Consider the following 24,750-nt stretch of genomic DNA (forward strand, 5'->3'; position numbering starts at 1 on the left):
CATGTTGTCATATGAGCATGTGATCACTGCATTATGCAGACGCTCAGCTCGCACGCAAGACCATATGCTATTCAGCTGGAGAAACATGCACGCCGCGTTTACGCTCGCGACGCGGACGTCCCTTGAAGAAGCGCATGCCGATCACTGTTGCGACGATTGTCAAAGCAGTGATGCCAATGACAAACCAGAACATGTGATCACCGTTCATTTTCGCGAAAACGCCCATACCACGGCCCGCAAGCCAGCCTGGCAGGAACATGACAGGTGCCCAAACCATTGCAGAGAGAATATTGGCTGTCTGGAAACGCGTCTGATCCATCGACATCATGCCGGCAACCATTGGCACGGTACAACGAACTGGGCCAAAGAAACGCCCAAGGAAGACTGCGGAAAAACCATAGCGCCTGAACAAAAGACGCGCGCGCGCCACCCCGCTGCGGTGTTTGTTCAGCGGCCACTTATGGATGATGCTACGACCAAGCCACCAGCCGAGGAAATAAGAAACAATATCGCCGATAACCGCACCGACGATTGCACCAATGATGATTGGCCACGGCTCAACGATCCCTGCCCCCACCAAACCACCAATCGCGAGCATGATCGGGGTAGCTGGAATGAACATTCCGATAATAGCGAGAGACTCGCCGAAGGCGATGACGCCCACGATAGGACCTGCCCATGCCCGGTGATCGGAAATGAACTGCCCGAGATCGCTAATTATGCTTTCCATTCCGTCCTCAAAATGCCGCGAACCGGATTATGAAGCAGTCCCCAAAATTTGGGGCAACTTCGGGTTTTCTGAAACGAGGACAATCCGGTGCGTGAACCCCTCGCCTGCCTGCGCGTTACAAACGCTTGCAGCATTTTTACTCAATGGCAAAAATCATATTTGCTTATCAAGTCTTTTATATGCCGAAGCATCTCAGACAAGCATCAAAAATTGATGACATGACTGCGACATTTGCAGCGCAAATGAATTAGCTCAAATGAACAGTGCCAATCCCCTCATTGCGTAGCATGGACATGTCCTGATCAAGCTTTGCAGATATGGAAACTCGCAAGACCGGTTACAACATCGAACATCTGAAAAATGATTCAAAACAGAATCATAAACGATTTGATTCCCTCAGAACGATCATTCATCAGCAATTAAAACGATTAGCCGTTACTTATGCTCGAAATGCGTGCAGAAGCTATTTTCAGAAAACAGCGCATTTGTGGGCTTTTTGAAAATCACCAAACTTTTTTTCGTTTTTTTTCGATTGAAGGCTAGACAGACAGAAAAGCGGCCTTTATAGAACCGCTCACCTCACCGGGGCCGCTGCCTCGGAGAAGCGAGTGGGTGATTAGCTCAGTTGGTAGAGCAGCTGACTCTTAATCAGCGGGTCGTAGGTTCGATCCCTACATCACCCACCATTTTCTCCTCTTCTTTCAAAGAGTTACCGCTGATTACATGGCGGCCGGATAATCCGGCTGAATTTGTATCTTCAGCGATAAATGTTCTTTTTTGCTCCCTGATATTGTCGATCATAAATAGCGGCAGCCATGCATAATTAGACATGGCGAAACCGGCATAGTGGGACTATGAGTGCCCCATGACCCCCAAAAGCCTTGGTTACACATTTACACTTATTGCCGTCGCCATATTCGCTACGCAGGACGGCATTTCGAAGTATCTCGGATCGCATTACTCGCCCATCTTTATCACGATGGTGCGGTATTGGGCTTTTGCCGTCTTCGTGATTCTGCTTGCCGTACGGTCCGGGGGAATTGCCCGTGCAGCGGCAACCAAGAAACCCGTATTGCAGATTTTTCGCGGCGTGCTGCTCGCAACGGAAATTGTTGTCTTCGTATTTGGCCTTAGCAGGGTTGGTATGGCGATGGCGCAATCAATCTTCCAGGTTGGACCTCTGCTCGTCACGATGCTCTCTGTGCCCTTCCTTGGCGAAAAAGTGGGTTGGCGACGCTGGACCGCCATCGTGGTCGGTTTGTTCGGCGTTCTGCTCATTATTGACCCAACACATGTCTATTTCGACTGGAACTTGCTGTTCCCTCTGACTGCAACAACGATGTTTGCCATTTACGTCATCGCAACGCGTGCGGTCAGCAAATACGACAGCGCGATGACCAGCTTCTTCTATACGGGCATCGGCGGTGCGGTTGTCCTCACGGCCGTTGGCTTGTTTCATATGGAATCGATTGCCCCACACGATTGGCCGTGGATGGCAGCACTCTGCGCCTGTGGAATTGCAAGCCACTACTGCCTCATTCGAGCCTACGACATTCTTGAAGCCGGTGAAGTACAACCTCTTACATATTTACAGCTCGTCATCGGTGCCTTCATCGCCGTCCTCGTGTTCCATGAACAATTAACCTGGAATGTTATCACCGGCGCGGGCATCGTTGTGGCTGCGGGCCTCTTCTCTATGTTCAGAGAAAGACGCCTCGCAAAGAAGCCATCATAACATTACGAATTATTAATTGGCCTGTTCATATCAGGTTCACCTAATATGGTCGACATTACTCACACGCCAATCAATGGCGCCCTTGTATAGAGTGATGGAGTCAAAGCACTATGAAATCGAAGACATTGTATATCGCTGTAATCGCATCAGCATTGCTGTCCGCCCCTGCGTTCGCACAGGACAAATCGAGCGAAAATACAGACAAGTCAGCGACGGATACTTCCATTACGCAAAATGATGGAGCCAAGGGCAAACGCGGTCCGATTGATCTTGAGAAATTCTCTCGTATGGATGAATTGAAAGCCGCTGACACCAATGGCGACGGTGTACTCTCCCGCGATGAAATCGAAGCGCTTGCGCTTAAGCGTATGGTGAGCCGTGCGGCCGACCGTATGGAGCGCCGCCTCGACGTGAAGGGTGACGGCAAGATAACGCTGGAAGCGATTGAAAAGCAGCGCCAGAAGGAATTTGCGGCTCTTGATCGCAACGAAGACGGCAAACTTGATCGCCACGAAATGCGAGGCGCAAAGAAGTTCAATCACCATGGCCCAAGAGGTCAGCACCACCACGGCATGGGCAAGATGGAACATCACGAGCCTAAGCCACAGGAGTAAATATCCACGCCAAGAAAAAGCCCCGCATTGCGGGGCTTATTTTATTTCAGTTACGAGCGAATAACGCCCTTCTTGAAAATGATATTGCCGTAGAGACGCTTTTCGCCAGAGCGTATGACTGCATAGGCAGTAGTCGCGCGATCATAGAACGCAAAGCGTTCAATCGGATCGACCGCAATCTTGCGTCCTTCAGCCTTCTCGATGATGGCTTCAAACTCACCAAAAATCGCGGGCGTTTCATTCGGCGCTTCCATCACGGCTGCTGGCTTATCGACAAAGTCGTCCAGCGGCAGCAGTGAGAGCACAGCTTCTGCAACATCAGTCGCACTGATACCCGGAAAATCCAGAACCTGCACACCAGAAGCCTGTGCGGGATAATTGGCGTCAACAATAACCAGATCGTCGCCATGGCCCATATCTGCAAGCACTTCGAGAAGTGATCCGGTGAGCAGTGGGTTTATGTTTTTAAGCATTTGGTGAATCCGAATGATGGAGGATCTTACTTCTACACCCTATCTGAAAGCACTCGAAAAAAGCAAACGCCGGCTGATCAAAGCCGGCGTTTCCTGTTGATCATTTGATAGGGACAAAACCCCTTATTCAGCTTTCGCTTCGATATCGACCTTGTCGAGCATCAAGAATGGATCCTGCGATGCAGCGACCATTTCCAATGCACCAATACCCTTTTCGGATTTGGATTTTACGGTCAGTTCAAAAACGTTCGGCTTCGCGATGAAAGTGGAGAATGCCGTAATCGCATCCTGAAGCTTCGGTTGATCAGCTGCAAGCTCCTGTAGAACAGCGCTCGCAATCAGCGTCAGAGTGCTGCGCGCTTCATCAACCGTCATGTTGTTTTCATCAGCATAGAACTGAAGACCTTTGGCGATGATGCCCTGCTCTTCGATCTTGAGCTTCACTTCACGGGCTTTCAGACCCAGAAGTGCAACCTGTGCCAGCACCTTGTCACCGGAGAAGAACTCTTTGGTGAACCCGCCCATCAGACCAGACATGGAGACCTTGCCCATATCCTTGCCGCTGACCGAAAGGTCCTTGATCACGAGGCTTTGGTCCGCTTCGTTCCAATTGGCTTCCAGATTGGAAGAAATACTCACGTGCTCATAACCGAGCTTACGCAGCTGTTGATACATTTCTTCGTTGCTGTTGGCTGGCACCGGCAAAGACATGTCTTCGTATGCAACGCGTATATCGGTCGGAATACCGTTATATGGCTTGTTCAATGCAAGCTCATAGCTCTTCATGCTGAACTTGATACGTTCAGGCAGACCGGTTGTTGGTGGTGTCGCAGCACTGTCCTGATCTTGTTCAACATCAATGTCATCATTGGCATGCTCGTCGCCCGGCAAATCGGCATCAATACCTTTAACGACCAATGTGCCAAATTCAGGCAGCATCGTTGTGAACGGGAAATTTTCCATTTCCTCGTCGCTCAAGCCGGCAAATTTCGTCACCGCTTCTGCCGAAGGCGCCCAGTTGAAACCCTTGAGCGAGAATTCATCAAGTTTCACTGAATCGGTACCATTGCCCGCAGCAAATCCATTAAGAGACATGTCGAGCTTCTTGTTATCGAAAGCCATCGCCATCTTATCGATTTTGCCTTCGCCCTTTTCAGGATCGCCCGGCTGGATCTTCATTCCGAGCAACTCGACATCACCCTTGCCAATCGTATCGAAGATACCAATCAGCCGCGTGAAGAACTCTTTACGCTCTTCCAGTGAAAGGTCTTCGATATTCTTGACAGTTTCAAGCTTCTGCAGCGTTTCCGTAAACGGCTCTGCAGGCAGGCGCATCGTAAAGCCGTTGCTACGAACTTCATCATAGCTGAAGCTCGACTTCGTGCCCTTTACGACGATATTCTTTGCTGAGAACGGTCCGTAAACCGGCTTTGCTTCGGTATCGTTCGGGCCAGCCTTTTCCGTATAAAGACGTGCGATGAACACACCATCGATATCTTTGCCTTCAGACGCACCGATCGTGCCAGCCATACGCTCTTCGTTGATCGTGCCGTTTTCATCCGGCAACGACAGATCAAGATCGAAGGTTGCACCGCTTGAAGAATAGCGTGTGACATGACCATGAACGATGTCTTCCAGAGTGACATCTTTATAAGACGTCTTCTGTTCCTTATCGTTCAGCATTTGAACAATGTTGATTTCCGGCACCGACATACGCTTGGCCGAAACACGTCCCACGCGCTCGGCAAGGCTCAACTCGCCGTTACCAAAGGTGTCGCGCAACATCTGGATATCGAAATTCGCATCATCAATACGAACGCTCGGCAGCGAAATCTTGAACTGCGCGATCTCCGTATTGATGCCCTTGGCATCCAACATGCCATTCAGAAACAGGATTTTCGGGCGGCCTTCAATCGAAGCGATTGTTACATTCGTTCCATCTTTCAGTGGCAGGACCACATCGGTCAGATGAATACGACCGAGAAAGTCGGCAGAAACCGAAGCAGCCTTGCCGCCACGTCTTTCAAGCTGAGCATTGATCGTTTTCTCAAGGGTAATCTTGTATCCGACCGCACCTGCTGCCGCTATGGCGATGACTGCTACAGCTGCCCAAAGCGCTTTGCGTCCGCCTTTGCGTTTTCCGCTCGTTGCCTGCTCCACGATTTCTCATCCTTTTAGCGCAATTTCAACCATATCTAAGAACTGATTGGTTAATCACAAGAATTTGTAAGAGCAAGCAGGATCGCGAGAGATCTGAGTTTTTTGACCATCCGGTGCAAAAAATCCTGCACATTTATGAAGGATTTTGCACAGAATGGTCTGGCAAGTACGTCAAAGCGGCTGTTCAGGGTGTGGCGACGAATCGTACGCGCCCCAAATCGACTGATCGAAATTGACGATTGCACCGGTCATCAAGCCAGATTCTTCCGATGCGAGAAAGGCAATCGCCCGGGCAACTTCGGCAGGATCGATCAGGCGACCAAATGGTTGCGCTTTAACAGCTTCATCAAGCCAGTTGGCGGGCGCACCATGAAACTCACGCTGGATACGGTCTTCACCATCCGATGCCATCCAGCCGATATTGAGGCTGTTGACACGGATACGGTTGCGCAACACCGAATAAGCGACATTGCGGGTCAATGTATCGAGCGCCCCCTTGGAAGCGCAGTAAGCCGCGATGAAGGGCTGGCCTCCCATGGAAGACATGGAGGATATATTGACAATCGCTCCCTCGACCTTGTCCCGACGGAAGAGCTTAACTGCTTCCTGAATGAGGAAGAATGGTGCACGCGTATTGACTGCAAATAGCCGATCAAACAATTCCGGCGTGGTGTCGAGTATATCACCGCGATCCGTCAGCCCGGCTGCATTGACAAGAATATCAAGCTGTCCGAAAGCCCGATCCGCCTCGGCAATTACTTTGCGGCAATCTTCGATCTTTTCGAGATCAGCCTGAACAAAGACGGCCTTCGCACCCAGCTTTTCCAGGACACTTACCTGTGCCTTGCCCTTCTCCGCTGAACGCCCGCAAATCACGATGCCTTTTGCACCCCGTTCTGCGAAAAGCCGCGCGGTGGCCGCACCAAGCCCCTGGGTGCCGCCAGTGATGACCGCAACCTTACCCGTCAATTGTCCGCTCATTCCCAGCTCCAGATTGAAGTTAAACCCGCCCACCAAGTGCTGACGACAGATCGGCTAATTCCTGACCGCCAGCCATCAAACTTTGCAACTCATCCATATCAACATCGCTTCTCGTGCGCGTTCCAAGAGTAGCGCCGCGATTAAGTACCGTGAACTTGTCACCAACGGCATGGGCATGGCGTACATTATGCGTGATGAAGATGACGCCGAGCCCACGTTCGCGAACGAGATTGATGTATTTCAGCACCATAGCTGTCTGACGCACACCAAGAGCGGATGTCGGCTCATCGAGGATCAGCACCTTCGCACCAAAATAAACCGCTCGCGCAATGGCAACACATTGCCGCTCGCCGCCAGAAAGCGTTCCAACTGCCTGCTGTGGATCGCGCACATCGATGCCGATTTTCTTCATCTCTTCGCGCGTCACATCTTCAGCAAATTGTGCGTCGAACCATCGAACTGGTCCAATTCCCTTTGTGGGTTCGCGTCCGAGAAAGAAATTCCGCATCACTGACATCAACGGGATCATGGCAAGGTCCTGATAGACCGTTGCAATACCGTGATCCAGCGCATCACGTGGACTGTTGAAGACAACTTGCTTGCCATCAACGAAGAACTCACCGCTGGTCGGTTTATGAACGCCTGAAAGCGTCTTGATCAATGTCGACTTTCCTGCACCGTTATCGCCAAGCAGGCAATGCACCTGCCCTGGTTCCACACTCAGTGAAACGCCATTCAGCGCAATAACCGGGCCGAAGTGTTTGACAAGATTGCGAATTTCAATGATCGGGGTTGTCATGATTTGCCTTCCCTATCAACGCAGTTTCAGGAAAAGTGGAAACCGGCTTTCCGTCCGAAACTGCATGAATGCTGAAACCTATCGCTCACCAGTGGCGCGCTTGCGGATGAAGTTGTTGAAGAGGACGGCAATGAGCAGCATCCCACCGAGGAACACCAGATACCAGTCCTGATCAATCGTCGTGTAAGTCAGGCCGATCAGCACCATGCCGAAAATGATCGAGCCGAAGAATGCGCCAATGGCTGAACCATAACCACCCGTCAGCAAACAGCCGCCAATAACTGCTGCGATGATCGCCTCGAACTCTTTTTGAAAGCCGCGCCGCGCATCGGTCGATCCCGCATCGAGAACGGTCAGGATCGCGACCAGCGCCGCAGCCATTGCCGTACACATGAATAGAATGGTCTTTACGCGGCGGACCGGTACACCGGAATTACGCGCTGCCAGTGCGTCACCGCCAGAAGCAAAAATCCAGTTGCCAAAGCGTGTTCGCACAAGAACGTATGTGGCCAGTAATGCGATGCCGATAAACCAAAGCACTTCTACTGGCACGCCTTTGACAGTCGGCTGACCATTGGGAAATTTCGCAATCAGGTCTTTTTCGGCAAGCCATGCGAACAGCCCCTGAAAAGCATCACCCGAAAACAATCCGGCAAGATAGCTGGTGCCAACGGCTTCTTTCACACCGCGCAGCTGCGTTGCACCGCCCGTTGCCCATTTGAGACCGACAAGCGAAAGTCCGCGCAGGATAAAGAGAAATGCCAGGGTTACGATGAAGGACGGCAATCCGGTTTTGAGCACAATTTGCGCATTCACCGCGCCCACAAGAGCCGCGAAAACCAGCGTCAGAATGATTGCAACGACAAGCGGCACCTGCAAGACAACAAGTGCTGCGGCAAATATGAGACCAGCGAACGCAATCATCGATCCGATAGAAAGATCGAACTCGCCGCCGATCATGAGAAGAGCAGCAGCAACAGCCAGAATACCCAATTGTGATGCTGGCGCCATGAAATTCATAATACCGGCAGCCGTGAACATTGCCGGATTGGCTGTCGACAGGAAGAAGATCGTGATGAGCACGAGGCCTGAAACCGCTCCCAGCTCAGGACGACTGAGCATCCGTTGGAGAGCGCTGGCATTCTTCAGCCGTTCATCCCGCTGCGCAGCTGTGATCGCCGGGCCATTTGCGGCGGCCTGAGCAGGCTGCTCTGATGACGTTGGCTCACTCATGCTTTCCTCCTTCAAACGTATCTGTAAAAATACGCATTAAAACAATCCACTAGAGCACCGCTTTGATTCAACCTGAGAGAAACGCGCTCCAGACCACGCGACCTGAAGGTCGCGAGCTTGTGGATATGGAAACCCGTTCCCGCCCATTTTCATGGGCGGGTGGGTCATTCAAAATTATGCTTTGCTCTACTTAGCGGATGCCCTTGGCAGACAGCTCAACTACTTGCTTGGCCTTATCCTTGGTAATCAGGTTCGGACCCGACGGCACATTACCGCCCGGCATCAGACCATATTTTGCATTGAGTGCAAGGAAAGCGACCGGCAGATAACCCTGCAGGAACTGCTGCTGGTCAATCGCAAAATCCGCTTTCCCATTTTCGACAGCTTCGAGGAAGCCAGCCGACATATCGAAAGTGGCAATATGAATGCCGTCGCGACCGCTTTCCGAAGCAGCCTTTACTGCTGGCTCACCAGCCAGTGTTGCATTCAGCGTCAGGATCGTATCGACCGTCGTGTCAGATGCAAGCGCTGCACGGACCTTGGATTCGTTTTCGGTCGGATCAGCCGAGGTTGGCAGAACTGTTACGTCGCCAAAGCCTTCCTTGAACCCTGCGCAACGCTGATCGAGCGAGACGTTACCGACTTCCTGATTGACGCAGATGCCCTTCTTGCCGCCAGCTTTTTTAAGCGCCTCACCGGCAACCTTGCCAGCATCGAACTCATCCTGACCAACGTGCAGCAGCGCACCAAGCTTTTTGGATGCATCAGAACCTGCGTTCATCGAAATAACCGGAATACCGGCTGCAACAGCACGTTCAATCGACGGTCCCAGCGCATCCGCATCCGGGATCGAAACAACAATGCCCTGCGGATTCTGGTTGATTGCAGCATCAATGAGCTGCGCCATCTGCACCATATCGAATGTTTCAGGCGCGCGATAATCAACCTTTGCACCCGTATCCTTGGCGGCTTCTGCAACGCCATTCTTCACAACCGACCAGAACGGATCAGATGCCTGACCGTGGCTCACAACCACAATGCTGACTTCCTGTGCCTGCGCCGCAAACGACGCAGCCATCAGAGCAACCCCAGCGACTGCCGACTTCAAAAGCGATTTCATGTTCACTCCTCCCTACCCGGCACTCCCCGCCGGTTTGTTAATTTATCTGCACCTTGTTCAGAACTAATTCCGGGGCTGCCTCCACGCATTTGATCCCGGCAATTTTGATCTGACCTTCGATCCTTAATAGAATGAAACATTCATTAGAAATTTCTCGTGGAATTATAATTCCATTTCTGTTAGCTCATGTCAATCACATAAGCAGCAGTCGAAATGCACATGCAATTTAACTCTGGGAGGAGAGAATGGCAGTTGTAGCAGGCCTGATCGGCTCGGGTTTCATGGGTAAAACTCATGCTCTCGCCCTTGCAAATGTAAACCGGATTTTCGACCTGCCGATGACGGTCGAACTACATACGCTGGCCGATGTGGATGAAAACACTGCCTTACGCGCAGCGCGTCAGCTCGGCTTTGCGCATGCGACAGGCAATTGGCACGACCTGATTGCTAATCCGGCCATCAATCTGGTCGACATCACCACGCCAAACCGCTTTCATAAGGAAATGGCGCTCGCAGCAATTAATGCTGGCAAGCACGTCTATTGCGAAAAACCGTTGGCTCCGACTGCTGCCGAATGTCTTGAAATGACACTCGCTGCCGAACGAGAGGGCGTTAAAGCCGCGGTCGGCTTTAACTATCTCAAAAACCCGATGATCAAGCTTGCGAAAGACATCATCGATAGCGGCGAAATCGGCGAAATCAGAAATTTCCGCGGCATTCATGCCGAGGACTTTATGGCAGATCACCGCATTCCATGGACCTGGCGACTTGATCCGGCAAGCGGTGGCGGCGCACTTGCCGATATCGGCAGTCATATCATTGCCGCAGCGCGCTATCTGGTTGGCCCCATTGCCGAGGTGATGGGCAAAAGCGTGACAGCGATTGCTGAGCGCCCGGACCACAACAAGTCATCTCAGATGAAAGCGGTGGAAGTGGACGACATTTGCCACGCCTTCGTGTCGTTCGGGAACGGCGCTACCGGAACGCTGGAAGCGAACTGGGTCGCCAGCGGTCGCAAGATGCAGCATGATTTCGAAATATCGGGCTCAAAGGGCTCGATCTTCTTTTCGCAGGAGCGCTTCAACGAACTCGACCTGTTTCTTTTCTCAGATAAGAAAGGGCAGCAGGGTTTCCGCAAGATTTTCGCTGGTCCTGATCACGAACCTTATGGTGCTTTCTGCGTGGCTGGCGGGCACCAGATTGGCTTCAATGATCTGAAAACCATAGAAGTGCGTGACTTCCTGTTGAGCATCGCAGGACAGAATACCGGCCATGCCGATTTCCGCGAAGGCTATGAGGTGCAAAAAACCATCGAAGCCATCTATGCTTCCAGCCGCGAGCGGCAATGGAAGAAGGTATGAACTATCGGAGGCGCTTGCGGGTATGAACGATGAAATCATCATCGATCTTCATCAACCGCGCATCGATGCCGTAGACATCTTTCAGTAGCGCCGGGGTTAACACATCCTCCGGCGCGCCATCCACAACCAGCCTGCCCTTATTCAGCACGATCAGCCGTGTGCAATATTTCGCAGCTAAACCAAGATCATGGAGTGAGGCGATCACCGTCTTCTTCTCGGTTGCCAACCCGGCAAACAGTTCCATCAGTTCCAGCTGATGTGCCGGGTCCAGCCCCGCCACTGGCTCGTCGGCCAGAATGACCGGCGTATCCTGTGCCAGCACACGCGCGATCAGAGCCCGTGCTCTTTCGCCACCTGAAAGTTCGTTGGCGGGACGCGAGGCAAGCTCAGCCACGCCCATGCGTTGCATTGCTGTCTCAACGACGGTTTCATCGTCACCATCAAGCCCGGCAAAAACAGGCTTCAGTGCCGAACGCCCAAGTGACACCAGCATTCTGACCGAAACCGGCCATGCAACATCACGCTCCTGCGGTAGATAGGCGATGATCTTGGCGCGGTCTGCCACGTGCATTTTTCTAAGGTCCGAGCCATCAAGCAACATGTCGCCTGTTGATACCGTCAGCCCCAGAAGCGCGCGCAACAGCGTGGTCTTTCCTGCACCGTTCGGGCCGATCAGCCCGATAAACTCGCCCTCACCGGCCCCAAAACCAACAGTTTCGAGCACCGCTTTGCGTCCTAGCGACACATCAAGATTGCGGACTGAAAGTATGCTCATACCAGCCGCCTCCGATATTTGAAGACCAGCCACAGGAAGAACGGAGCGCCGATGATTGCCGTCAGCACGCCGAGTTTTAATTCGCGCCCCGGCATGATGACCCGGACTAATACATCAGCTGCGAGCAGCAATGCAGCACCGCCAAAGGCGCTGGCGACAAGTAGGTGCGAAGGTCGTGCGCCGACCAGCGGACGCAGAATATGTGGCACCACCAGTCCTACGAAACCGATGGCACCAGCGACTGCTGTTGAGGCCCCGACACTGGCCGCAGTACCAAGAACCGCCAAAATCTGAACGCGGGAAAGATTGACGCCCATGCTGGCCGCAGCATCTGATCCCAATGTAAGGCTGTCCAGCGCACGGCCCAGCGAAAACAGCATCACCCAGCCAATCAGGACAAAGGGGGCAGCAAGCCAAACATGGGTCATGGAACGGTCGGCCAGCGAGCCCAACATCCAGAACACGATTTCCATCGCAGCAAATGGATTGGGTGAAAGATTGAGCGCCAAAGCTGTCATCGCACCCGCAAGACTGGTGACTGCCACGCCAGCGAGAATGACGGCCAGTGTTCCCGCGTGGCACCCCGCAAGCACCTTCACCAGAAACACCGACACAAACGCCCCGACCAGCGCCAGCAATGGCAAGGCTAACGGAAAAATCTGCGACAATCCCGTATAAATCGCAATCACTGCCCCAAGCGACGCAGAAGAACTCACACCAAGCAATCCCGGTTCGGCCAGCGGATTGCGCAAATAGCCCTGAAGAGCAGCTCCTGAAAGACCAAGCGAAGCGCCGATCAGAAGAGCGAGCAGTGCGCGCGGCAGCCGGATTTCACGCATGACCAACACGATCGCGTCGCCCTGTCCGCCCAGCAGCGCCCGGATACTGTCACCAATGCTAATCGATGCCGGGCCAACCAGCAGCGAAAGTGCAAACAGCACAAGCACCAACAGGCCAAGTGCAAAAAGCAGAAGATAGAAGCGGCTAGTTTCAGTCACGCGCAGCCTCCGCAAGTCTCGCCACTGCCTCAACGCTGAACGGCCCACCACATACGGTCAGATTATCGTTGAGTGCCACTGTTCGTGTATGCCCTTCCAGCGCGCGCAATGCGGGGTGCTCAAAATTCTCAAAAGCCAGTGCTGGCGGTCGACCACGTGATCCGCGCACGAGAATATCTGGCTTTTCCATCACCAGCATTTCCAGCGGCAGCATGGCCGAGCCGCGAACACCGGCTTTGTCGGCAATATTATCAAGCCCGGCCAGACGGATCGCTTCATCGATCAGCGTACCGCGCCCTGACGTGTAGCTGTTTGCGTAATAAAGCGCGACGGAGCGCTTATGATCGGGTCGTTTGATTGCTGATAGTGCTGCATCCATTGCAGCAATTTGTTGACCTGCTTCTTCGTTGCGCCCCAACAATTCACCCATGCGTTTCATATGTACCTTGATATCCTCAAAGGAGCGTGCAGGCGCAAACTCCTCAACACGCACACCGAGATCACGAAGCAGTCCGACGGTAGCCCGCGAAGAAAACGTGCCCGCCAGCACCAGATCAGGCTTCATGAGAAAGACTTCCTCTGCCTGTCCATGATTGACCGGAAGCTGCTTTGCCTTCTCAGTCATGACCGACAAAAGCGGATCACGCGAAAGATACGACACCGATAGTAGTTGCCTGGCATCTGCCAGCAGCATCGCCAGTTGATCAGTGCAGACATTGATCGACACCACGCGCTTGGATCGCTCCTGCGCCTGAGCGGAGTGAAACGCAGCCAGAAACAGGCCTGCCACAAGGCCAAGCCTGATTTTCCATGATCCCAACTGCGTTTTCATATTGGATATCTCGTCAGAAATTCCGCGTCAGCCCGATATTGAAGCTGCGCCCCGGCGCATTATAGCCAGACGTCGTCTGGTAATCCTTGTCAAAAATATTCTCCACCGAGAACTTAAACTGCGACTGGGTATCAATCTCATAAAGTGCGATGAAATCCGCCGTCACATAAGAATCAAGCTTTTTGGTATTCGCAGCGCTCGTGTAGCGCGAGCCGCCGTAACGCATCCTTGCCGTTAAATCGAGTTTTTCAACCGGCTTGAAGTTCACCTCTGCCATCGCTTTCACCCGTTCACGATATGGCAGGTCGTTGTCGGTATCCTCATCAATTGGCTTCTTAAAGTCCAGTGAGCCTTTGATCGCCAAAGTCTCATTGAGGCGATGGGCGAGTGCCGCCTCAAAACCCGTCACTTGTGCTCGTGCGATATTATAAGGCAGGTAGGATGGCGCCGTACTCATGATCGCATCACGCAGCCAGGTCTTATAGAAAGCCAGATCTAGACTTGTATCGGCTGTCGCCTGCCAGTTGAGGCCAATCTCGTAGGAGCGTGATTTTTCCGGTTGCAAATCGGCATTGGCAAAACCGGGATAATAAAGCTCATTGAAGGTAGGAGCACGGAAGCCGGTGCCGAACGACGAACGCAGCACGAGATCGGGCAGAATTTCGTAACTCGCACCGAGATTATACGTCACGACATCACCGAACTGCTCATTGTAGTCATAGCGCACACCGCCATCAAAACGCAGCGCATCATATTCAAGTGAATATTGGCCAAACATCGCAGCGAGATTGCGACTCGTCTCAGCATAAGCAGTTGTTGCATCCACTTCTTCGCGGTAAGCTTCAACGCCACCAGTCACCACATGCAAAACGTTACCCGTTTCAAACTGCTTTTCCGTTGAAGCGAAGATGCCATAGCGCTTGGTTTCAAAGCGGTCCGAGCCACTGACGCTCTTGCGAAAATTCCTGCTATGATCGAGGCCAGAGCTGAGTTCAATCGTCGAAGACCAGTCTGACGTGTGATCGATCCGCGCACCAAGCTTGCCGCTGAATGCAGTTGTGTAAGCTTCATTGGCTGACGGCGCTTTGGCGTCATATTGATTGCGTCCTCGGCTCAAAAGACCATCGGTATAAATCTTGCCCCAGTCGAAATCCTTCGACAGCGCGAAGTTGAACGATCCCTGCAGAAAACCGTCGCGATCAGGCTCATAACCAAAAGCTTCAGGAGTCGTGAAATTATAACCCCGTGTGCCGGTAACAGCCGCGCCGAAGGCATAATCGATACCGTCTTTGCTGCGTCCCTGCAGCGAACCGGACGCATAGCCGCCCCACGGATGCATGACGCCCGTTGTCGCGCTCCCGCAGAAAGAGCGCTCGCCACAAACTCCGCCCTGCCTGGTGATGATGTTGATGACACCGCCCATCGCATCGGCACCATATTGCGAGGAATGCGCGCCTTTGGCGATTTCAATACGATCAATCGAACTCAGCGGAATATCGGAAAGCGCTGTTGCGCCTGTCGTTGCCGAAGCTGTTCGCACGCCATTCACCAGAACGACTGTCTGTTTCGATGACATTCCACGAATGTAAAGATTGGAAGATGATCCCTGCCCGCCATTGGTGGTGATCGAAATGCCCGGATAATATTGCAGCAGCGACTGGAGATCCGGTGAGGCAGAACGCTCTATCTCGGCCTTATCAATCACCGTGACGGAAGACGTCGAACGCTGCAACGATGTTGCGCGACGGAGCGGCGTAACAACGATGGTGTCGAGCACGACTCCATCCTGCGCATTTGGGTTTGTCTGTGCGATAGCATCCAACGGCACCGCCACAAGAACGGTCGATGCAAGGTATGCGGATAGTCGGAGAATATGCATATTTCTACTTCCTGCGCGCAAGCGTTGCTTCACCGCAGGTGTCAGAAATCAGGGCGCAAGCCCCCTGTCTTTGTCCCACGGCAACATTTCACAATGTCACCGCTACGGACGGCCGCGACTGAACACCCCTCGTGTCAGCCATGGGTGACTGGATACGGCAGGTCTCCTGACTTCCGGGTCTTCATCGGTCCTCCGCCTTCCCGAACACGAATGTTCAGTGGCTATGATCGTGGGATACGATCATGGGAGGATGACTCGCCGGTTACAGTTGCGGGGGCAGTCTCGGCATCAGCAATTTAATGCTTCACCGTGTTCCCTTTTCATCCACCCTCTCGGGCAGAACCGTTTCCTGTTCGAGCGATAGCAAGGGGAAGGAAGATTATCAACTGCAACAATATGCCCCATCTGAATCACATTCGGAATGAAGCGATTCAGATGGTTGAATTGTAAAGGTTTTTCTATCTCAGGAAGTCACGGAAACGACGCAGAGCGAAGAAGAAAAGAATGCTTCCAATTACAATCATGGCCAGTAATTGCGGCCACACGACGCTGAGTCCTGCCCCCCGGAACAACACCGATTGCGCAAGCATTACGAAATGCGTGTTGGGTGCTGCCAGCATGATGTTCTGGATAATTTCAGGCATGCTCTCACGCGGCGTTGTACCGCCTGAGAGAACCTGAAGCGGCAGCAAAACCAGCATCAGCAGAAGGCCAAACTGCGGCATCGAACCGGCAATCGTTGCGAGGAAAATACCAAGGCTGGTGGTTGCAAAAAGCTGCAATGCAGCCCCCGCCAGAAACAGTGTCAGTGAACCGTTGATCGGCACCGCCAGAACGCCCTGCACCACCACGATCAGCGAAAAGGCCGTAGCGACCAGAACCACCATACCCATAGACCAGACCTTGGAGATCATGATCTCAAGCGGCGTTACCGGCATCACCAAAAGGTGCTCGATGGTGCCATGCTCGCGCTCACGGATAAGGGCTGCACCCGTCAGAATAATTGAGAGCATCGTCACCGACGAGATGACATTGGTAATCGCTCCGAACCACCCCTTGTTCAGATCCTGATTGAACCTCGCACGCAAATTGAGGCCAACTGGCGTTTGTGTGTCCCCGCGATAGCGATTGAGAAACTCGGAAACTTCGCTCGAGACAATCGATTGCACATAGCCACCACCCGTGAAGGCCTGGCTCATGCGCGTTGCATCAACATTCAGCTGAATTGTTGGTGAACGCCCCGCGAGAAGATCACGCTGGAAATTCGGCGGGATATCGAGTGCGAATGTATCCAGCCCCGCATCCATGCGCTTATCCATCTCATGAGACGAGATGAGTTTGGGAGGCACGAAATATGGCGGATAAAACGCGGTCGTGATCCGCCCCGAAACCGGCGACTGATCCTCGTCGACAATGGCTATAGCTGCATTGTTAAGGTTTTCGGGCATAGCCTTTGCCGCCGTGTAGATTGCGAGCGTGAAGGCATAGACAATGAGCAGCAGAAGCATCGGATCGCGCGCCAGTCCGCGCAGTTCCTTGATGCCAAGCTGGAATATGTTGGAAACCCGCATCTCAGCCCGCCTGTTTCTTGAGGAGAACAATGCCGAGAACGGTAAGCACCGGGATTGCAATCAGCAGCGGCAGAAACGACCCCGCCAGATCGGTAAAATCGAGCGCCTTAGAGAAAGTCCCGCGCGAGATCGTCACGAAATAGGTTGTCGGATAAATTTTCCCGATAAAGGCACCCGCTCCCTGCAAGGATGAGACAGGATCAATAATGCCAGAATATTGCACAGCAGGAATGAGCGTCAGCAATGCTGTGCCGAAAATCGCTGCAATCTGGCTATTGATAAAGGTCGATATCACTAAGCCCATACCAGTCGTGATGATGACATAGAGCAGCGCTGCTGTGGCATAGGTCAGGAAGCTTCCAGTAAATGGCACACGGAATATGAAAACCGCAAAAGCTGTCAACATCAGGAAATTGAGGAAGGCCAGCGCGATATAGGGCAGTTGTTTGCCCAGCAGAAACTCGAATTTCGTAACTGGCGTTACGTAGAAATTGATGATTGAGCCAAGTTCCTTCTCGCGCACCACGCTCAGCACAGCGAGCATGGCCGGGATCATCAAAAGCAAAAGCGGGATGACTGCTGGAACCATAGCCACAAGGCTCTGCACGTCCGGATTATACCGATAGCGGATTTCGAGATTGAAATTGCCGACGGTGGCAGCATCTCCATAAAGCTCACGCGCCTTCTGCGTCAGCCAATTGGCATGCATCCCCTGCACATAACCACGTACTGTTTCGGCACGCGTTGGCATCGCACCATCGATCCAGGCAGCCACCTCAACAGGACGACCATGCGCGACATTGCTGCCAAAATTCGGTGGAATTTCAATCGCAAGACTAATCTCACCCTCACGCATCCGTCGGTCGAGATCGTCATAGTCGGTAATTGGTGGCTTTTCGGTGAAATAGCGCGAACCGGCAAGCTGCTGGGTATAATCCCGGCTGATCGTGGTGTCATCGCGATCAAGAACCGCAAATGTCAGGTCTTCGACGTCAAGATTAATACCATAGCCGATGACGAACATAAGAATGACAGTACCAAGAATGGCGAGTGTCGCACGAATCGGATCGCGCTTGAGCTCCAGCGCTTCGCGACGTGAGAAAGCCAGCATCCGTCGCGGGTTTGGCAACCAGCTTGATGAAGGCGTTATCCTCTTCTCCGGCTTCTTTTCCGGTATCGTATCGACCTTTTCCTGATCGTTTTTCTGTGGCGCGGTCTCACCTATCGCTTCTTCGAGATAGGCAATAAACGCATCTTCGAGCGTTGCTGCATTGCGGCTGGCGGTGATTGCCTTCGGCGTATCACTGATCAGCACCTTACCCGCATGCATCAAAGAGATACGATCACACAGTTCAGCTTCATTCATGAAATGGGTCGAGACAAAGATCGTCACATTATCCTTGCGCGAAAGATCGGCAAGTATCTGCCAGAATGCATCGCGCGCAACCGGATCGACGCCCGATGTCGGCTCATCGAGAATGAGAATGTCCGGTGAATGGATCAATGCCACAGCCAGCGACAAACGCTGGCGAATGCCAAGCGGCATCGAGTCCGGCAAATCATCCATAACACCAGCTAAATCAAACCTTTGGGCCAGTTCCTTGATTCTACGTTTGGTATCGTCCTCTGCCATACCAAACAGCTTGGCATGTAGCTCAAGATTCTGATGAACTGTGAGCTCGGAATAGAGCGAGAAAGCCTGTGACATGTAGCCGACATGACGACGTATATCGATATCCTTTGGATCGACCTCACGTCCGAACAGCCGCGCCGTGCCTTCGCTCGCGGGCAAAAGCCCGGTCAGCACTTTCATGGTCGTGGACTTGCCGCAGCCATTCGATCCGAGAAAGCCGAAAATCTCACCGCGCGGAATACGGAAACTCACATTATTGACAGCCGTAAAGTTGCCAAACCGCACCGTGACATGCTCTGCCTCGATAGCGATACCGCTATCTGTCTGCGCATTGCGTGGCGGCATGACAACTTCGCTATGCCCCCGACGAAGTTCTTCCGGCAAAAGCGCGATAAAGGCCGCATCAAGATTGGGCGTTTTGGTTTTCTCAAGCAGTTCCTGTGGCGTGCCGGTCGCAAGAATCTGGCCATCATTCATTGCAACCAACCAGTCGAAGCGCTCCGCTTCTTCCATATAGGCCGTCGCAACAATAACGCTCATACCCGGACGATCCTTGCGGATGTCATCGATCAGCTCCCAGAACTGACGCCGCGACAAAGGATCGACACCCGTTGTCGGCTCATCGAGGATCAACAAATCGGGATCATGGATCAGCGAACAGCAGAGACTCGTCTTCTGCTTCATACCGCCGGAAAGCTTACCCGCCGGGCGATCCGCAAAGGGCGACATACCCGTTCGTGCCAGAAGATCAGCTATACGGCGCTCACGCTCGTGCTTGTCATGCCCAAACAGTCGCCCAAAGAACTCGATGTTCTCGAAGACAGAGAGCGTCGGATAAAGGTTTTTTCCCAGCCCTTGCGGCATATAGGCAATACGCGGAAAAGCCGACTGGCGATGGCGCTTATCGGCAATATCGCCGCCCAGCACTTCGATCTTACCCTTTTGCATAACGCGTGCGCCAGCAATCAGCGACAGAAGGCTCGACTTCCCAACACCGTCAGGACCGATCAGCCCCACCATGCAACCGGCAGGCACATTGAGCGAAATATCGCGCAACGCTTCCGTCGATCCATAAGACAGCGTCACGCTGTCAGCGCGAACGACAAAGCTGTCGTCGCCCACGCCAGCCTTTATCGAAGCCGCACTCATTTTACGGTTTCCGCGAGGTTCTTCGGCCATTCAGCATTGGGATCGAGTTTCACATAAGCCATTCCCGGAAGTCCGGTTTTGACTTGCTGAATATATTTCTGAAGCAAATCCTGAGGGATCTTTGCCTTGACGCGGAACATGAGCTTCTGGCGCTCTTCTTCCGTTTCAACCGATTTCGGCGTGAACTGCGCCACATCAGCAACGAAGCTGATTGTAGCCGGGATCACATATTGAGGTGCTGCATCGAGCACAATGCGTGCATCTGCCCCGATCGCTACACGACCAGCCTGCGCGGTCGGCAGGAAGAAGGTCATATAGACATCGCTGACGTCGACCAGATTAAGCACGCGACCACCAGCTGACAGCACCTCGCCCGGTTGTGCGACACGATATTGCACGCGGCCCGGCTTTGGCGAACGCAAAGTGGCATCATTGATATCCGTGTCGATGGTGGCAATGGCAGCCTTTGCCGCTTCAACGGCAGCTTCTGCATCGACAACCTGTGCCTTGGCCGCACTGATCGCAGCGGCAGTCGCTGCCAGTTGTGCCTTCGCAGCACCTACGGCTGCTTCAGCCCCTTGCGCAGTTGCACGATCATCATCGAGGACCTGCTGAGAAACCGTGCGTGATTCCGACAGTTGCTGCGAACGAACCAACCGACGATTGGCGGCATCCAGCTGCGCCTCGCGCTGCGCAACGGTCGCTTCAGCAGCAGTTTGTTCGGCTTCCCGCTGCGCGACGAGGCTCTTCGCGGTATCGATACTTATTTCAGCTCGCCGCAGTTGCGCTTCTGCCTGCTTGCGCTGACTTTCGAGCTGATCCGTATCCATGCGTGCCAGAACTGCATTCGCTTCAACGAATTGCCCCTCATCGGCCAGGATTTCGCGGATACGTCCGGGGCTCTTGGTGGAAACGTCGATCTCTACGGCTTCGATGCGACCATTTCCGCCAGCAATTCCTTCCGGCAATCCGGGCGCGCTCAGTGCTTTCCAGGCATAATAGCCTCCGGCCACCAAAACCACGGCCACACCGGTTACGATCCACTGCTTGCGATTAAACCCCATGCCGAAACATCCTCTGTGTCATCATCATCTTTTGGGCCTGCACAACATAGCCGTGCGGCAAACGATATTACTCAGTCAGGTTGAATTCTGTATTTTCACTTGGGAGTGCATGCCTTGATTAAAATCAACTATACTCAAATGCACCGCAATTTCATGTGATAAAGAATAATAAATATAAGAAAATTCGCGGGTGCCGATTTGGTGAGATGGAGGGCAATGCTGACAGCACCCGCTGACTGTCGATCATACAACATTGCAAAAAAGATCGCGCTGATGCGCTCGACAGATCCTTGAATTGATTGAGTTAGCCGGGACGTCGCTTTAGGTTGGGCCTCGACGCCCCGGAGATTGCCGGTTCTGGTGGAACCCGGCAACACGCGACCATTAGCACCCGCTAGCAGAGGCTTTCTTTGATTTAAATCAATCAGATAATAAATAGCTTGAATATGCCACTATTTTTTAGATCGACACTTGCCCCAGCTCTTTTTCAGATAGTTCGACACGCTTTTGAGCTTCGGATCAGACAGAAAGCCATGCCGGAAGAGAATGCTGCCCTTGACCTCTGGTATCGCGCGGTTGAGATCGAGCTGACGCTTGATTTCATCCACGCCATTTCCCTCACTCCATTCAGGCTCAGACTTGGTCGAAGTACCAGCGCGATAAAGTGCCATCCCTATATAAAGGTCAGTATTTGTGCCTTTAACTGTATCCGCCCACCATCTGACGATAGGCCCATACGGCACTTCCTTGCGGCCTGACGACCAATAGACCTGCGGAGCTATATAATCGATCAGGCCATCTTTGACCCAGGCGCGCGTATCCGCGAAGTCACCGTCATAATTGGTTTTGCCCGCCTGCGTTGGCGAACCGAGCGGATCATCGATCTGATTGCGCCAGACACCACCGGGGCTGATACCAAAACGAACATGCGGCTTGATCGCTTTGATCTTGTTCGAAATCTCCTGCACGAGCGTATAGGTATTGTAGCGCCGCCAGTCATATTTGCTGGCGAAACGCGTCCCGAAACGCTTGAATGTCTTGTCATCCTTGAGAGACGACCCTTGCGTTTCGTAATAGAAATAGTCGTCGAACTGGATACCATCGACATCATATTTCTGGACAACTTCAGCTGTGATGTTCGTCACCCACTGGCGCACGGCCGGAATACCCGGATCGAGAACATAGCGATCCGCAGATATGCCCACCCATCCCGGATTGGTTTTATAGACGCTTGGCGGAGAATCGCTGGACGAATTTTTCAGCTCTTTTCGCGTCGCTGGCCGCACATCCGTCGAAACGCGGTAGGGATTGAGCCATGCATGAAGTTCAATCCCGCGCTTATGCGCTTCAGCAATTGCAAAGCGAAGTGGATCGAAGCCCGGATCTTTTCCAAGTGTGCCTGTAAGATAAGACGACCACGGAAGATATTCGGATTTGTAGAAAGCATCGGCAGCAGGAGAGACCTGAAAAATCACGGCATTGATGCCATGCTCCGACGCCTCATCGAACATCCGCACCAGCTCTTTTTTCTGATGCTTTACCCGCTCGGAATCATCTTCAATCTGTGTCGAAGCTCTGGATGGCCAATCCAGATTAAGAACAGTCGCAACCCAGCTCGCATGAAACATATCGCAATCAAGTGGCATGGATTACTGAATTCCCGTCCGATACGTATGTGAGGTCATATCCGGTTTGACATGATCAATTCACTACCTATTTTAAATTTGCATAAAGTCAAAGCGAGGGCACGATGTATAAGAATATCCTGATCACCACTGATGGTTCGGAATTTGCGGAACGCGGGCTTATTCATGGTTTTGATACAGCCAAAGTCATGGGCAGCAAGGTAACCGTGATTACGGTAACAGCTCCCTATTCAATTTCCGGCCTTCCCGGTGGTTTTACGGATAGCCCTGAATTCATCGAACGATATGAAGAAGAATGGAATGATTACGCCGATAAGGCGCTCGCGCGTGCTCGCGAGCTAGCGGTTGAAGCAGGTGTTGAAATCCATACTTTGCACGTCGTTGCCCATCATCCCGCAACATCCATCATTGAAACGACCAAAGAGCTGCGTAACGATCTGATCGTCATGGCTTCACATGGCCGTCGCGGATTGAAAGGCATGTTGCTTGGCAGCCAGGCCTTTGAGGTTGTGACGCGCAGTACAATTCCAGTTCTGGTCGTTCGTTAAAACTCAGCCCGCCTGGTGGCCCGTGGCACTTTCAATGTCCACGCGGAAAAAGACGGGCTCCAGCTTGCGCTGCTCGCCGCCACCGATGATCGTTTTGGTATAGGCAGGCTCCCACCACGTCGGCTCGCTGGCCATCATATTGACGATGGACGCCTTCTCTTCTTCGCGGATGATTTCCCGGTAGTGCCCATTCACCACCACACTGCGCCATTGGGTGCGCGAAACAATATGATCGAAAAGGATGCAGACGGCTGCATTCTTCCGCATTGCCTCAGTCTTCTGACCGTCAGTCGTAAATGAATAAAGTGAACCGCCACTGAACCGGAATCCGAGCGGTACTACATAGGGCCGGTTATCGAGAATATAACCCAGTCGCCCGATCTGGGTATGCTGGATCATATCGCGGATATCAAGTTCTGACATTTCATTGATTATCATGGCGAGCGTCCCTCGTTCGGCTAATCCGTCGATAGATTACTATAGGGTAGCGATTGCGCGTTGACTGCGATCAAAACTAGAAACTCAAACGAATAAGCGCCCTTCGGCGATCTTCACTGCCGTGCCGCCGATACGTGCGCCTGTCAGCACCCCTTTGGAAACATCAAGCTCGAGGCGGATGCTGGATGGTCGCCCCATCTCCATGCCCTGCTCGATCCACCATTGCGAGCTGCCGTCAACAGGCTTGTCCTTGGCCAAAATCATCCCGGCAAAAGCAGCAGCTGCGGAACCTGTCGCTGGATCTTCATAAACATTCGCACCCGTCACGAACATGCGCGCATGATAATTGCTATCGAACAAAATTGTCTCGCGACAATAAACATAAATCGGCAGCGGTCGCTCCGCGACATGTGGCAGGCTCTCGCTGACATAAACAGGATCGATCGAAACTTTCGCGGCAGCGATCAGATTGTGCACTGGAACCAGAAGATAAGGCGTGCCAGCACTCCAAATGGCAGGCACATGATTCTCGAAGCCTATTTCATGCGTACCCAGTCCGATTGCAGCGGCTGCTTCCTCTTTCTCAATCTTGATATCGAGCTTTTCGGGCAGCCGTGGCAGATCAAATTCGGCAAAGGCGCTGTTCTCACCCAGAATAACACCGCAGCGAACCACGCCGACCTTTTCTTCCAGTGTTATCAGTCGATCAGACTCATCACCCGTCCTGCGATGTCGCGCCAATGATACGGCAGCACCCACTGTTGGATGTCCGGCAAAGGGAAGTTCATAATCCGGCGTGAAAATGCGCACAGCAGCTTCGTGAACCGGATTTTCGGGCGGAAAGATGAAGACCGTTTCGGACAAATTGAATTCACGCGCAATGGCTTGCATGCGCGCATCCGTCAGCCCCTCACTGTCGTGAACAACAGCCAATGGATTTCCGGCCAGAGCCTTGTCGGCGAAGACGTCGAAAATCTCGTAATATCGGCCGGCACTGGCAGCTTCGGTCAT

At 52.8% G+C, this 24,750-nt stretch carries 21 protein-coding genes, 1 tRNA gene and 1 riboswitch; of the genes, 5 read left to right on the forward strand and 17 right to left on the reverse strand.

Translation table 11 applies throughout. The features are described from left to right. Positions 1–67: 67 nt before the first annotated feature. Entirely contained in the window at positions 68–730 is a 663-nt protein-coding gene (locus tag CEV33_RS07610) for a DedA family protein (protein WP_094539846.1), read from the reverse strand. A 610-nt stretch (positions 731–1,340) separates the two neighbouring features. On the opposite strand from CEV33_RS07610, the gene CEV33_RS07620 reads away from it, so the two are divergent. The 3 genes from CEV33_RS07620 to CEV33_RS07630 all read left to right on the forward strand — a co-directional run bounded on the left by CEV33_RS07620 (position 1,341) and on the right by CEV33_RS07630 (position 3,079). Further along, a tRNA-Lys gene (locus tag CEV33_RS07620) sits at positions 1,341–1,416 on the forward strand. 179 nt (positions 1,417–1,595) lie between these two features. Beyond that, positions 1,596–2,465 carry a DMT family transporter gene (locus tag CEV33_RS07625; RefSeq protein WP_094539847.1) on the forward strand — a complete coding sequence of 290 codons (870 nt, stop codon included), beginning with the start codon at positions 1,596–1,598 and terminating at the stop codon, positions 2,463–2,465. Between the two features lie 110 nt (positions 2,466–2,575). After that, positions 2,576–3,079 (forward strand): EF-hand domain-containing protein, encoded by a 504-nt coding sequence (locus CEV33_RS07630; protein ID WP_094539848.1) that lies wholly within the window; start codon positions 2,576–2,578, stop codon positions 3,077–3,079. A 50-nt stretch (positions 3,080–3,129) separates the two neighbouring features. Here CEV33_RS07630 and CEV33_RS07635 read toward each other — a convergent pair whose 3' ends face one another. The 6 genes from CEV33_RS07635 to CEV33_RS07660 all read right to left on the reverse strand — a co-directional run bounded on the left by CEV33_RS07635 (position 3,130) and on the right by CEV33_RS07660 (position 9,845). After that, the gene (locus CEV33_RS07635; RefSeq protein ID WP_094539849.1) at positions 3,130–3,552 is read right to left on the reverse strand and encodes an RbsD/FucU family protein; all 423 of its coding nucleotides are present in this window, start codon (positions 3,550–3,552) and stop codon (positions 3,130–3,132) included. A 123-nt stretch (positions 3,553–3,675) separates the two neighbouring features. Further along, a complete protein-coding gene (locus CEV33_RS24430; protein ID WP_235818380.1) occupies positions 3,676–5,712 on the reverse strand; it encodes a hypothetical protein in 2,037 nt (678 codons plus the stop codon). Between the two features lie 171 nt (positions 5,713–5,883). Beyond that, positions 5,884–6,693 (reverse strand): SDR family oxidoreductase, encoded by an 810-nt coding sequence (locus CEV33_RS07645; RefSeq protein WP_094539850.1) that lies wholly within the window; start codon positions 6,691–6,693, stop codon positions 5,884–5,886. 19 nt (positions 6,694–6,712) lie between these two features. Further along, the gene (locus CEV33_RS07650) at positions 6,713–7,492 is read right to left on the reverse strand and encodes an ATP-binding cassette domain-containing protein (RefSeq protein WP_094539851.1); all 780 of its coding nucleotides are present in this window, start codon (positions 7,490–7,492) and stop codon (positions 6,713–6,715) included. A 78-nt stretch (positions 7,493–7,570) separates the two neighbouring features. Continuing rightward, positions 7,571–8,725 (reverse strand): ABC transporter permease, encoded by a 1,155-nt coding sequence (locus CEV33_RS07655; protein WP_094539852.1) that lies wholly within the window; start codon positions 8,723–8,725, stop codon positions 7,571–7,573. Between the two features lie 190 nt (positions 8,726–8,915). Next, entirely contained in the window at positions 8,916–9,845 is a 930-nt protein-coding gene (locus CEV33_RS07660) for a sugar ABC transporter substrate-binding protein (protein WP_094539853.1), read from the reverse strand. Between the two features lie 245 nt (positions 9,846–10,090). Here CEV33_RS07660 and CEV33_RS07665 point away from each other — a divergent pair, with 245 nt between their 5' ends. Further along, positions 10,091–11,206, forward strand: a complete 1,116-nt coding sequence (locus CEV33_RS07665) for a Gfo/Idh/MocA family protein (protein WP_094539854.1) — start codon at positions 10,091–10,093, stop codon at positions 11,204–11,206. A gap of 1 nt (position 11,207) precedes the next feature. On the opposite strand, the gene CEV33_RS07670 is transcribed toward CEV33_RS07665, so the two are convergent. The 8 genes from CEV33_RS07670 to CEV33_RS07705 all read right to left on the reverse strand — a co-directional run bounded on the left by CEV33_RS07670 (position 11,208) and on the right by CEV33_RS07705 (position 22,753). Continuing rightward, positions 11,208–11,981 carry an ABC transporter ATP-binding protein gene (locus tag CEV33_RS07670; protein WP_094539855.1) on the reverse strand — a complete coding sequence of 258 codons (774 nt, stop codon included), beginning with the start codon at positions 11,979–11,981 and terminating at the stop codon, positions 11,208–11,210. Continuing rightward, positions 11,978–12,979, reverse strand: a complete 1,002-nt coding sequence (locus CEV33_RS07675; protein WP_094539856.1) for a FecCD family ABC transporter permease — start codon at positions 12,977–12,979, stop codon at positions 11,978–11,980. Before CEV33_RS07675 ends, CEV33_RS07670 begins: the two co-directional genes overlap by 4 nt. Then, the gene (locus CEV33_RS07680) at positions 12,972–13,811 is read right to left on the reverse strand and encodes an ABC transporter substrate-binding protein (RefSeq protein WP_094539857.1); all 840 of its coding nucleotides are present in this window, start codon (positions 13,809–13,811) and stop codon (positions 12,972–12,974) included. The genes CEV33_RS07675 and CEV33_RS07680 overlap by 8 nt, the downstream gene beginning before the upstream one ends. A gap of 13 nt (positions 13,812–13,824) precedes the next feature. Then, on the reverse strand, positions 13,825–15,690 hold the full coding sequence (locus CEV33_RS07685) for a TonB-dependent receptor domain-containing protein (RefSeq protein WP_094539858.1): 1,866 nt from the start codon (positions 15,688–15,690) through the stop codon (positions 13,825–13,827). 139 nt (positions 15,691–15,829) lie between these two features. Then, a riboswitch (cobalamin riboswitch) is annotated at positions 15,830–16,052 on the reverse strand. Positions 16,053–16,148: 96 nt separating this feature from the next. Then, the gene (locus tag CEV33_RS07690; protein ID WP_094539859.1) at positions 16,149–17,261 is read right to left on the reverse strand and encodes an ABC transporter permease; all 1,113 of its coding nucleotides are present in this window, start codon (positions 17,259–17,261) and stop codon (positions 16,149–16,151) included. 1 nt (position 17,262) lies between these two features. Beyond that, positions 17,263–20,073: a ribosome-associated ATPase/putative transporter RbbA gene (rbbA, locus tag CEV33_RS07695; RefSeq protein WP_374816716.1), complete on the reverse strand. Its 2,811-nt coding sequence runs from the start codon at positions 20,071–20,073 to the stop codon at positions 17,263–17,265. After that, positions 20,040–21,107, reverse strand: a complete 1,068-nt coding sequence (locus CEV33_RS07700) for an HlyD family secretion protein (protein WP_094539861.1) — start codon at positions 21,105–21,107, stop codon at positions 20,040–20,042. Before CEV33_RS07700 ends, rbbA begins: the two co-directional genes overlap by 34 nt. Positions 21,108–21,559: 452 nt before the next feature. Then, complete coding sequence (locus tag CEV33_RS07705) at positions 21,560–22,753, reverse strand: glycoside hydrolase family 10 protein (protein ID WP_094539862.1); 1,194 nt, start codon at positions 22,751–22,753, stop codon at positions 21,560–21,562. A 104-nt stretch (positions 22,754–22,857) separates the two neighbouring features. Between CEV33_RS07705 and CEV33_RS07710 the strand changes: the two genes are divergently transcribed. Next, positions 22,858–23,301, forward strand: a complete 444-nt coding sequence (locus tag CEV33_RS07710; protein WP_094539863.1) for a universal stress protein — start codon at positions 22,858–22,860, stop codon at positions 23,299–23,301. A 3-nt stretch (positions 23,302–23,304) separates the two neighbouring features. On the opposite strand, the gene CEV33_RS07715 is transcribed toward CEV33_RS07710, so the two are convergent. Together CEV33_RS07715 and CEV33_RS07720 are read right to left on the reverse strand one after the other, a co-directional pair. Next, entirely contained in the window at positions 23,305–23,739 is a 435-nt protein-coding gene (locus tag CEV33_RS07715) for a pyridoxamine 5'-phosphate oxidase family protein (RefSeq protein ID WP_094539864.1), read from the reverse strand. A gap of 84 nt (positions 23,740–23,823) precedes the next feature. Further along, positions 23,824–24,750 (reverse strand): PhzF family phenazine biosynthesis protein, encoded by a 927-nt coding sequence (locus CEV33_RS07720; RefSeq protein WP_094539865.1) that lies wholly within the window; start codon positions 24,748–24,750, stop codon positions 23,824–23,826.

The organism is Brucella grignonensis (genome assembly GCF_002252505.1).
Taxonomy (GTDB): domain Bacteria; phylum Pseudomonadota; class Alphaproteobacteria; order Rhizobiales; family Rhizobiaceae; genus Brucella; species Brucella grignonensis.

Excerpts from the sequence above, each read along its gene's own strand:
- CEV33_RS07680 (WP_094539857.1), bottom strand. The coding sequence starts at position 13,811 with ATGAAAACGCAGTTGGGATCATGGAAAATCAGGCTTGGCCTTGTGGCA.
- CEV33_RS07720 (WP_094539865.1), bottom strand. The coding sequence starts at position 24,750 with ATGACCGAAGCTGCCAGTGCCGGCCGATATTACGAGATTTTCGACGTC.
- CEV33_RS07645 (WP_094539850.1), bottom strand. The coding sequence starts at position 6,693 with ATGAGCGGACAATTGACGGGTAAGGTTGCGGTCATCACTGGCGGCACC.
- rbbA (WP_374816716.1), bottom strand. The coding sequence starts at position 20,073 with ATGGCCGAAGAACCTCGCGGAAACCGTAAAATGAGTGCGGCTTCGATA.
- CEV33_RS07635 (WP_094539849.1), bottom strand. The coding sequence starts at position 3,552 with ATGCTTAAAAACATAAACCCACTGCTCACCGGATCACTTCTCGAAGTG.
- CEV33_RS07650 (WP_094539851.1), bottom strand. The coding sequence starts at position 7,492 with ATGACAACCCCGATCATTGAAATTCGCAATCTTGTCAAACACTTCGGC.
- CEV33_RS07700 (WP_094539861.1), bottom strand. The coding sequence starts at position 21,107 with ATGGGGTTTAATCGCAAGCAGTGGATCGTAACCGGTGTGGCCGTGGTT.
- CEV33_RS07610 (WP_094539846.1), bottom strand. The coding sequence starts at position 730 with ATGGAAAGCATAATTAGCGATCTCGGGCAGTTCATTTCCGATCACCGG.
- CEV33_RS07660 (WP_094539853.1), bottom strand. The coding sequence starts at position 9,845 with ATGAAATCGCTTTTGAAGTCGGCAGTCGCTGGGGTTGCTCTGATGGCT.
- CEV33_RS07710 (WP_094539863.1), top strand. The coding sequence starts at position 22,858 with ATGTATAAGAATATCCTGATCACCACTGATGGTTCGGAATTTGCGGAA.
- CEV33_RS07690 (WP_094539859.1), bottom strand. The coding sequence starts at position 17,261 with ATGCGGGTTTCCAACATATTCCAGCTTGGCATCAAGGAACTGCGCGGA.
- CEV33_RS07670 (WP_094539855.1), bottom strand. The coding sequence starts at position 11,981 with ATGAGCATACTTTCAGTCCGCAATCTTGATGTGTCGCTAGGACGCAAA.
- CEV33_RS07665 (WP_094539854.1), top strand. The coding sequence starts at position 10,091 with ATGGCAGTTGTAGCAGGCCTGATCGGCTCGGGTTTCATGGGTAAAACT.
- CEV33_RS07630 (WP_094539848.1), top strand. The coding sequence starts at position 2,576 with ATGAAATCGAAGACATTGTATATCGCTGTAATCGCATCAGCATTGCTG.
- CEV33_RS07705 (WP_094539862.1), bottom strand. The coding sequence starts at position 22,753 with ATGCCACTTGATTGCGATATGTTTCATGCGAGCTGGGTTGCGACTGTT.
- CEV33_RS07715 (WP_094539864.1), bottom strand. The coding sequence starts at position 23,739 with ATGATAATCAATGAAATGTCAGAACTTGATATCCGCGATATGATCCAG.
- CEV33_RS07655 (WP_094539852.1), bottom strand. The coding sequence starts at position 8,725 with ATGAGTGAGCCAACGTCATCAGAGCAGCCTGCTCAGGCCGCCGCAAAT.
- CEV33_RS07625 (WP_094539847.1), top strand. The coding sequence starts at position 1,596 with ATGACCCCCAAAAGCCTTGGTTACACATTTACACTTATTGCCGTCGCC.
- CEV33_RS07685 (WP_094539858.1), bottom strand. The coding sequence starts at position 15,690 with ATGCATATTCTCCGACTATCCGCATACCTTGCATCGACCGTTCTTGTG.